This window comes from Haemophilus haemolyticus (assembly GCF_001008275.1).
Taxonomy (GTDB): domain Bacteria; phylum Pseudomonadota; class Gammaproteobacteria; order Enterobacterales; family Pasteurellaceae; genus Haemophilus; species Haemophilus haemolyticus_P.
Map to the genome: position 1 here is coordinate 51,517 of NZ_LCTH01000031.1, position 8,469 is coordinate 59,985.

The window sequence follows — 8,469 nt, forward strand, 5'->3', positions numbered from 1 at the left end:
TATCTTGCTTTCCTCTAAGTCTTGAGGAAAGCAAGCAATATTTTATAGATAGGTTACAAAATCTTTTATATCGATAACTCGGCATTCGCGTTCAGCTTTCTCTATACCCGTGCCAATCATGACTAACGCAATCACACGATCTTGTTCACGACATCCGAAAGCTTCTCGTAATGCAGTGCCATTAACCCATTTACCTGAAATCCAAACATTATCAAATCCTTGTGCTTGTGCTGCCAACTGTATTCCGTAAGTTGCACAACCTGCACTTAGCATTTGTTCCCATCCTGGTACTTTTGCGATTGTAGGATCAACTTTTGCTACAACACCGATTACCATAGGTGCTCGATGTGCTAAATTTTCGGCTTTCTTTAATTTTTCTTCACCCAAATCAAATTCCACAACGGCTGCTTTAAGTAGCGTTTCCAATTTATTTAATCCATCATTTTCCATTACAACAAAATGATAAGGATGTAATTTTCCATGATCTGGTGCGTGCATTGCTGCTTGGAGAATAAGTTCAAGTTGTTCTGCATTAGGCGCAGGTGCGGTCAATTTTTTGTTTGATTTTCTTGTTATTAAAAGAGTTAACGCATCCATTTTATTATCCCCTATAAGTAAAAGTGCGGTGGATTATAGCATAGTTTTTGACAAGGCTTTGTGATACGCTAGCGCAAATTTTTTAAAGGTAATTTTTATGTTTCGAGTATTGAAATTATGTTGGAAAGCGCTGTGTTTCATTCGTGATCTTGTGATGAATGTTGTGTTTTTAGGATTTGTGCTATTGCTAGTGGCGATTATTAGCTTTTCAAGCGGTGGAAAAAAATCTACAACATTAACAGGGGAAGGCGCGTTATTACTGAATTTAGATGGCTATCTAGCGGACAACCGAGATGAAACACTTCGTTGGCAAGATGCGTTAAGCGAATTGAATGGCGAGCACGTTCCTAGAAAAATTTCGACGTTTGATGTGGTATTTGCCATTAAACAAGCGGAAGATGATCCTAAAATTAAAGGATTAGTGCTCGATCTCAATTATTTTGAAGGGGCAGATTTACCCGCATTAGATTTTATTGGTGGCGCTATCAGTCACTTTAAAGATGCAGGGAAACCAGTGATCGCCTATGCGGATAATTATTCTCAAGGACAATATTATTTAGCGAGCTTTGCTGATGAAATTTATCTAAATTCAATTGGGAGTGTGGATATTCATGGTTTATCGCAAGAGAATTTATATTTCAAAGAGATGCTCGACAAATTAGCCGTTACACCACATATTTTCCGCGTGGGAACGTATAAATCAGCAGTTGAACCATTTTTACGCAACGATATGTCGGCTGAGGCAAAAGCAAATATGCAGCGTTGGTTAGGTGAAATGTGGAACAACTATGTTTTATCAGTCAGCGAAAATCGCAAGATTAAGAAAGAGAACGTTTTGCCGAATGCGAAACAATATTTATCGGATCTTAAAGCATTAAAAGGCAATAGTACTGGTTATGCTCAACAACGTGGGTTAGTAACCGATGTTGTAACTCGTTTAGATTTAGATAAAAAACTCACCGCACTTTTTGGTAAAGGGAGTTATGGAAAAGCGAATCTTATTGAACTGGATGATTATTTAACTCAACTGCCTGATCGTTTAGAACATTACAATGTACCGAATAAAATTGCAGTCGTGAATGTTGAGGGAACGATTATCGATGGGGAAAGTGATGAAGAAAATGCAGGTGGGGATACCATTGCACGAATTCTTCGTAAAGCTCATGATGACAACTCCGTAAAAGCTGTTGTTTTACGAGTCAACTCACCAGGCGGTAGTGCTTTTGCTTCTGAAATTATCCGACAAGAGACTGAAAATTTACAGAAAATTGGAAAGCCTGTGATTGTTTCTATGGGGGCAATGGCGGCATCTGGTGGTTATTGGATTTCATCTACTGCGGATTATATTATTGCCGATGCAAACACCATTACGGGTTCTATTGGTATTTTCGCGATGTTCCCGACTTTCGAAAATAGCATTAAGAAAATAGGAGTGAATGCAGATGGTGTTTCAACTACTGAATTAGCTAATACATCAGCGTTTTCTCCGTTAGCAAAATCAGTGCAAGATATTTATCAAACAGAGATTGAGCATGGTTATGACCGGTTTTTAGAAATTGTCAGCAAAGGCCGCCAAATTTCAAAAACACAAGTAGATAAACTTGCTCAAGGTCAGGTTTGGTTAGGCAGTGATGCATTCCAAAATGGTTTAGTGGATGAGATTGGTTCTTTTAATGAAGTAATCAATAAAGCTGAACAATTAGTAAATCAACGTCAAGAAAAAGCAATGGAATCTTTTAGCGTAGAATGGTTGATAGATGATGATAGCAATAGTTTTGTAAAGACATTATTACACGATACGAAAAAAACAACGCAACGTGCTTTTTCTAGCTGGATAGGGATACCAGCTCCAATTCAAAAATTACAAAAAGAATTGAATGTATTAACTAAATTTAATGATCCTAAAGGTCAATATTTGTATTGTTTGAATTGTGGAAGCGTGAAGTAAAATTTACGTTTATTATGTTAACAGCACAAGTTTAATACCTGTGCTGTTATTTTTTTGAAGTAAAATTATTCCACGACGCTTCCTTTCAACCACTTTCTCACCCAAGCTCGGTTAGCTGAAAGATTATGCAATATGGCTTCGCTTATTGGTAATGGCTCGCCATAAATGATTGAGACTAAGGCTTCTCCTAATAGTGGAGCGGAGGTGAGACCTCGAGAACCTAAGGCGGCTGTTAAGAAAAGATTCTGAAAATTGGCCGCACTTTGAATAGGTTGTTTACGACGGCGGAGGTTGAATAAATTGTAATAATCCGCTTGTTGCTGTTCAAAATGAGGTACATTTCCAACCATTGGGGCAAGATCTCTTACGGAGCAGCGGATGCCTACACGAGCGAGATTACCTGATGTATCTACATCTTGAGTCCAAGGTTGGGCGATATTTTGTTGAAGTTTTTGTTGATTTTCTTGTTGTTCTTGTTCGCTAAAATGGCGATCAACATTATCACGAACATGGCTTGCGCCGATGCAATGTGAGGTTTTTAATTGATCGGCTGGGGTGAGATAACCATCATAACAAAGCACAGATTTCAGTTTGAGTAAGTTTTCTGATGTTGGAATTTGGCTAACTTGCCCGCGGATAGGGTAGAGCGGTAGCTTTTCTGTTTGAACAAAATCAGTAATTTTATATCCGTTCGCAAGAATGACGACTTCATGGCGGTATTTTTTGCCTTGCGTATTTTCTAGTTCCCAACCATTTTCTTGTTGAGAAAGTGCGGTAATTTTTTGTGAGGTTTTAATGGCGACACCCTGCTTTTCAAGAAATGAAAAGGAATTTTGAACAAATTGTCTTGGCGCAAGCCAAGCCCCTTGTTCAATCCAACCTCCTTCGCAATTAAGCGGTAATCCCACTTTTTCACTTAGCTGTTCAGCATTCAGCATTTGGAAGATTTCGCTCGGCAAACCAAGTTGAGAAATCTTTGTTAATTTGACCGCACTTTTTTCGTTGTAAGCACATAGTGCAACGCCACAAAATTCGTGTTCAAACGCTATGTTTTGTGCGATTGCGCAATCAAGTAATTGGCGACCGTAGCTGAAAGCGTGCAGGTAAAAATCAATGGTGAGCGTATTATCATCGCTAAGTTGTGGATAAAACGCGCCTTGTTTATTGCCCGAAGCATTAAGTGCGAGCACATCATCTTCACAATAAATAGTGACTTTTGCCCCACGCTTTACTAAGGAAATGGCAGCGCAAAGAGAGGCAATACCACCGCCGATAATAGCGACATCTTGTTTTTCCATTTTAGCAGGCTGAGCAAGATACCAAGGTGTGGAAAGCGCGGTAGATTTTGAGTGTATTTTTAGCCCACTTAAACATTCCCGTTTTTTGTCGAAGCCTTTACGTTTTGTCACGTTAAAGCCTGCGGATTCAAGTCCTTTTCTGACCGAACTTGCTGCGGTGAAGGTAGCAAAAGAACCATTTGTTTTCGTGAAACGAAACATCAAGTTATAGAGATCATCATTCCACATTTCAGGATTTTTGCTCGGCGCAAAGCCATCTAAAAACCAAGCATCAATACGTTCATTCATATAATCGCCAAGTTGTGGCAAGTTTTCTGATATATCACCAAACCATAAATCTAATGTTGTCTCTCCAAAATGGATACGATGGCAACCGAGAATCAATGAAGGCCAATAATGTTGCAAATGAACGCTTAAATCTTCAAACTGAGGATAGGCAAGATGCGCTTGCGAAAGTGCGGTAATTTTTAGCGGATATTTTTCAAAGGAAATAAAATTAAGGCGTTTTAAAGGATGATTCTCGTGTTGCTGGCGAAATTCACGGAACAATTTGGTTGCCGCAAAGAAATTTAATCCTGTACCAAATCCTGTTTCAGCGATGACAAAATTAGCCTCGTTGTGGCTTATCCAACGTTCCCAAAGTTGATTACCTAGCAAAAAAACATAATTTGTTTCTGCCAATCCATTTTCGTTAGAAAAATAGATATCATCGAATTGATCTGAGACGGGAATATGGTTTTGATTGAAGTGAATCTCAGCATGTTGCACGCTAAAGGTCATTTTTTATTCCTTCCTTGCCTAATGAAATTTGCGTATAATAACGCGATTTTCTAAACTGGTCGAACAAATGAATTATTGCTTGAAATATTTTTATTTCGTAGTAATTTTGAGCCGTTATTTTTACATATAAAACAATAAGGAAGAAGCAATGAGAAGAGCTGTAATTACAGGCTTTGGGATTATTTCAAGTATCGGTAACAACAAAGAAGAAGTATTGGCTTCATTAAAAGCAGGGAAATCAGGTATTGAAGTTGTGCCTGAATTTGTAGAAATGAATATGCGTAGCCATGTTGCCGGAACAATCAAATTAAACCCAAGCGAGCACATTGATCGTAAAGTGTTCCGTTTTATGGGTGATGCAGCGGCTTATGCTTATCTTTCTATGCGTGAAGCGATTGAAGATTCTGGATTAACAGAAGATCAGGTTTCTAATGATCGTACTGGTTTAGTGATTGGTGCAGGTACAGGTTCTGCACATAATCAATTAGTGGCGTGTGATGCGGTTCGTGGTCCTCGTGGTGTAAAAGCGATTGGTCCTTACGCTGTAACAAAAACCATGGCATCGAGTGTTTCAGCTTGTTTAGCTACACCTTATAATATTCGTGGTGTGAACTATTCAATTAGTTCTGCTTGTGCAACCTCTGCACATTGTATTGGTCATGCGGTTGAGTTAATTCAATTAGGCAAACAAGATGTCGTTTTTGCTGGTGGTGCAGAAGAATTATCTTGGGAATGTGCTACTGAGTTTGATGCAATGGGGGCAGTTTCAACTAAATACAATGAAACGCCAGAAAAAGCATCTCGTGCTTATGACGCAAACCGTGACGGTTTCGTTATTGCAGGTGGTGGTGCAGTTGTGGTTGTGGAAGAATTAGAACATGCACTTGCTCGTGGTGCAAAAATCTACGCTGAAATTGTAGGTTATGGCGCAACTTCTGATGGTTACGATATGGTTGCACCAAGCGGTGAAGGTGCAGAGCGTTGTATGAAACAAGCAATGGCAACTGTAGATACCCCAATTGATTACATCAACGTACATGGCACATCTACACCAGTAGGTGACGTGAAAGAATTAGGTGCAATCAAAAATGTATTTGGTGATAAAATCCCAGCGATTTCTTCAACTAAATCAATGACCGGTCACTCTTTAGGTGCGGCAGGTGCACACGAAGCAATTTACACGTTATTAATGTTGGATAATGACTTTATTGCACCAAGTATTAATATCGAAACCTTAGATGAAGCCGCTGAAGGCTGCAACATCGTTACTGAGACGAAAGAAAATGCAGGATTACAAACTGTCATGTCAAATAGCTTTGGTTTTGGTGGTACAAATGCAACATTAATTTTTAAACGTTATAACGGTTAAAACTAACCTATGAAAAAAGCCACTTTCGATTGAAAGTGGCTTTTTTGTAAATTAAAAGAAAAATTAAGCAACGATACCAAATTGTTCTTTCATTAATGCTTCAAAATCAGTGCAACCACCGATTGGTTTTTCATCAATAAAGATTTGTGGTACGGTTTCTACTGGTTTACCAACAGATTTTGATAAATCTTCTTTAGTAATGCCTTCTGCGTGAATATCCACATAACGATAGTCAAAATCAGCAACTTCGCCTTTTAATTTTTCAGCAAGGTTTTTTGCACGCACACAGTAAGGGCAGCCAGGACGACCAAAAATAACAACGAACATAAGATTTCCTTTTTTGAGTTAAAAATTCTAGGCAATTCTACCTGATTTTTATCGTCTACATAAAGTGTTTTTATTCGTGTAATATACGGAACATCGTAGACTATGAGTTAAATATTATGAAATTACTAATGCTTTGCCGCGAACCTCGTCTTTACAGTTGCCAACGCTTAAAAGAAGCGGCTAAACGTCAAGGGCATGAGATGGATATTTTAGATCCGAATCGCTGTCTTTTAAAACTCTCACAAAATCCACCGCACTTTCAGATTTTTTATCAAGAAAATTCTGAGTCGAAACCTTATTTATTGCCTGATTATGATACTGTTTTGCCTCGATTTGGCACAACGAGTACGCAAATGGGATGTTCAGTCTTACAGCATTTTGAAGGAAAAGGGACTTTTTGTTTAAATTCATCTCAGGCATTTTTAAATGCGCGTGATAAATGGAAAAGTTTGCAACTTTTGCTGAAGGCTGGTGTTCCTGTTCCCAATTCACTTTTAAGCGGCAGTGAAGTGCAAGCTCAGGCGACGGTACCTCATATCAGTTCGCCGACAATTTTAAAAATGCTAAATGGTTCACAAGGAATAGGGGTGATTTTGGCTGAAAAACCACAAAGTGCGGTGAGCATTATGGAAGCTTTTAAACAAACCAATATATCTATGTTGCAGCAAGATTTTATCGAAGAAGCGGGCAATGCGGATATTCGTTGTTTTGTGATTGGTGATCAAGTTGTAGCAACGATGCAGAGAATTGGGCAAGATGGTGAGTTTCGAGCGAATTGTCATCGTGGCGGAAAAACCGAAAAAATTACCTTAAGCGATGACGAGAAACAGATAGCCATTCGAGCTACAAAAGCTATCGGTTTAGATGTGGCTGGGGTGGATTTAATTCGTTCAAAAAATGGATTATTGGTTTTAGAAGTGAATGCAAGTCCAGGCTTAGAAATGATTGAAAAAACAAGCGGGGTTGATATTGCATTACAGATGATAAATTATGTTGAAAAGCAGATTCATTTGAATAAGAAAAATAAATAGAATTTGATATTTGTAAAGCCTTATTATTCATACCAATTTTTATACACATCTTCTAATGACCTCACTATCAAAAGTGCGGTCATTTTTCTTTGAGTTTTCTCAGAATATTAAAAAATTATCTAAAACCTGTTTTATATCAAAAAATCCACAGAATTTATAAGCCTATGTTCTTTATTTAGGCGTATTATATTACTCGGAATGATTAATTCATTCTGGTTATCTAAAATAAGGACATTACTATGGCAATTAAAAAAGTGATTACTGTCTGTCCGTATTGCGCTTCAGGTTGTAAGATCAATCTATTGGTTGAGAACAACAAAATTGTGGGTGCTGAAGGTGCAAACGGTAAAACAAACGAACGAGAGCTTTGCCTGAAAGGATATTATGGCTGGGATTTCGTGCATGACACAAAAATCCTCACTCCTCGTCTAACTCAGCCGATGATTCGCTACAAACGTGGCGAGCCGTTCACGCCAGTGAGCTGGGAAGAGGCTATTTCCTATTCTGCAAAACGTTTACAAGAAATTAGAGAAAAATATGGCAACGAGTCAATTATGGTAACGGGTTCTTCTCGTGGACCAGGTAACGAAGTGAATTTCGTTATGCAAAAATTTGCTCGTGCGGTATTAGGCAATAACAACATTGACTGTTGTGCACGTGTCTGACATGGCCCATCTGTAGCAGGTCTGCTCAAATCAGTGGGTAATGGCGCGATGTCCAACTCAATCGTTGAGATTGAAGACACTAAATGCGTATTTATCTTTGGCTATAATGCCTCAACATCTCACCCTATTGTGGCGCGTCGTATTAACCACGCAAAAGCAAAAGGGGCTAAGGTTATTGTTTGTGACCCTCGTAAAATTGAAACCGCTCGTATCGCTGACATTTATGCGCCTCTTGCCAATGGTAGCAACGTCGCATTTTTGAATGCAATGATGAACGTGATTCTTGAAGAAGGATTACAAGATCAAAAATTCATTGATGAACATACCGAAAATTTCGATGCGTTCTATGAAACTGTAAAAGCTTATACACCTGAATCAACTCAACATATCACTGGCGTTGAGCCTGAAATGTTGAGAGAAATTGCCCGCACTTATGCAAAAGCAGAAACAGCGA

Annotated in this window: 7 protein-coding genes; 4 read left to right on the top strand and 3 right to left on the bottom strand. The window is 38.6% G+C overall.

The genetic code is table 11. From position 1 onward, the window contains the following. Positions 1-42: 42 nt before the first annotated feature. Positions 43-597 carry an NAD(P)H nitroreductase gene (locus tag AAX15_RS04900; protein WP_046939381.1) on the bottom strand — a complete coding sequence of 185 codons (555 nt, stop codon included), beginning with the start codon at positions 595-597 and terminating at the stop codon, positions 43-45. 97 nt (positions 598-694) lie between these two features. Here AAX15_RS04900 and sppA point away from each other — a divergent pair, with 97 nt between their 5' ends. Further along, positions 695-2,545, top strand: coding sequence for a signal peptide peptidase SppA (sppA, locus tag AAX15_RS04905; RefSeq protein WP_046939382.1), 1,851 nt, complete (start codon positions 695-697; stop codon positions 2,543-2,545). A 65-nt stretch (positions 2,546-2,610) separates the two neighbouring features. Here the strand turns inward: sppA and mnmC are convergent, their stop codons facing one another. Further along, positions 2,611-4,623, bottom strand: a complete 2,013-nt coding sequence (mnmC, locus tag AAX15_RS04910; RefSeq protein WP_046939383.1) for a bifunctional tRNA (5-methylaminomethyl-2-thiouridine)(34)-methyltransferase MnmC2/FAD-dependent 5-carboxymethylaminomethyl-2-thiouridine(34) oxidoreductase MnmC1 — start codon at positions 4,621-4,623, stop codon at positions 2,611-2,613. A 148-nt stretch (positions 4,624-4,771) separates the two neighbouring features. Between mnmC and fabB the strand changes: the two genes are divergently transcribed. Next, the gene (fabB, locus tag AAX15_RS04915) at positions 4,772-5,992 is read left to right on the top strand and encodes a beta-ketoacyl-ACP synthase I (protein WP_046939384.1); all 1,221 of its coding nucleotides are present in this window, start codon (positions 4,772-4,774) and stop codon (positions 5,990-5,992) included. Between the two features lie 63 nt (positions 5,993-6,055). Here the strand turns inward: fabB and AAX15_RS04920 are convergent, their stop codons facing one another. Next, positions 6,056-6,319: a GrxA family glutaredoxin gene (locus AAX15_RS04920; protein ID WP_005628952.1), complete on the bottom strand. Its 264-nt coding sequence runs from the start codon at positions 6,317-6,319 to the stop codon at positions 6,056-6,058. A gap of 116 nt (positions 6,320-6,435) precedes the next feature. Between AAX15_RS04920 and AAX15_RS04925 the strand changes: the two genes are divergently transcribed. Then, positions 6,436-7,350, top strand: coding sequence for a RimK family alpha-L-glutamate ligase (locus AAX15_RS04925; RefSeq protein ID WP_046939385.1), 915 nt, complete (start codon positions 6,436-6,438; stop codon positions 7,348-7,350). A 245-nt stretch (positions 7,351-7,595) separates the two neighbouring features. Further along, positions 7,596-8,469, top strand: an 874-nt coding sequence (locus tag AAX15_RS09325) for a molybdopterin-dependent oxidoreductase (protein ID WP_155397816.1), incomplete at its 3' end; no start/stop codon positions are given.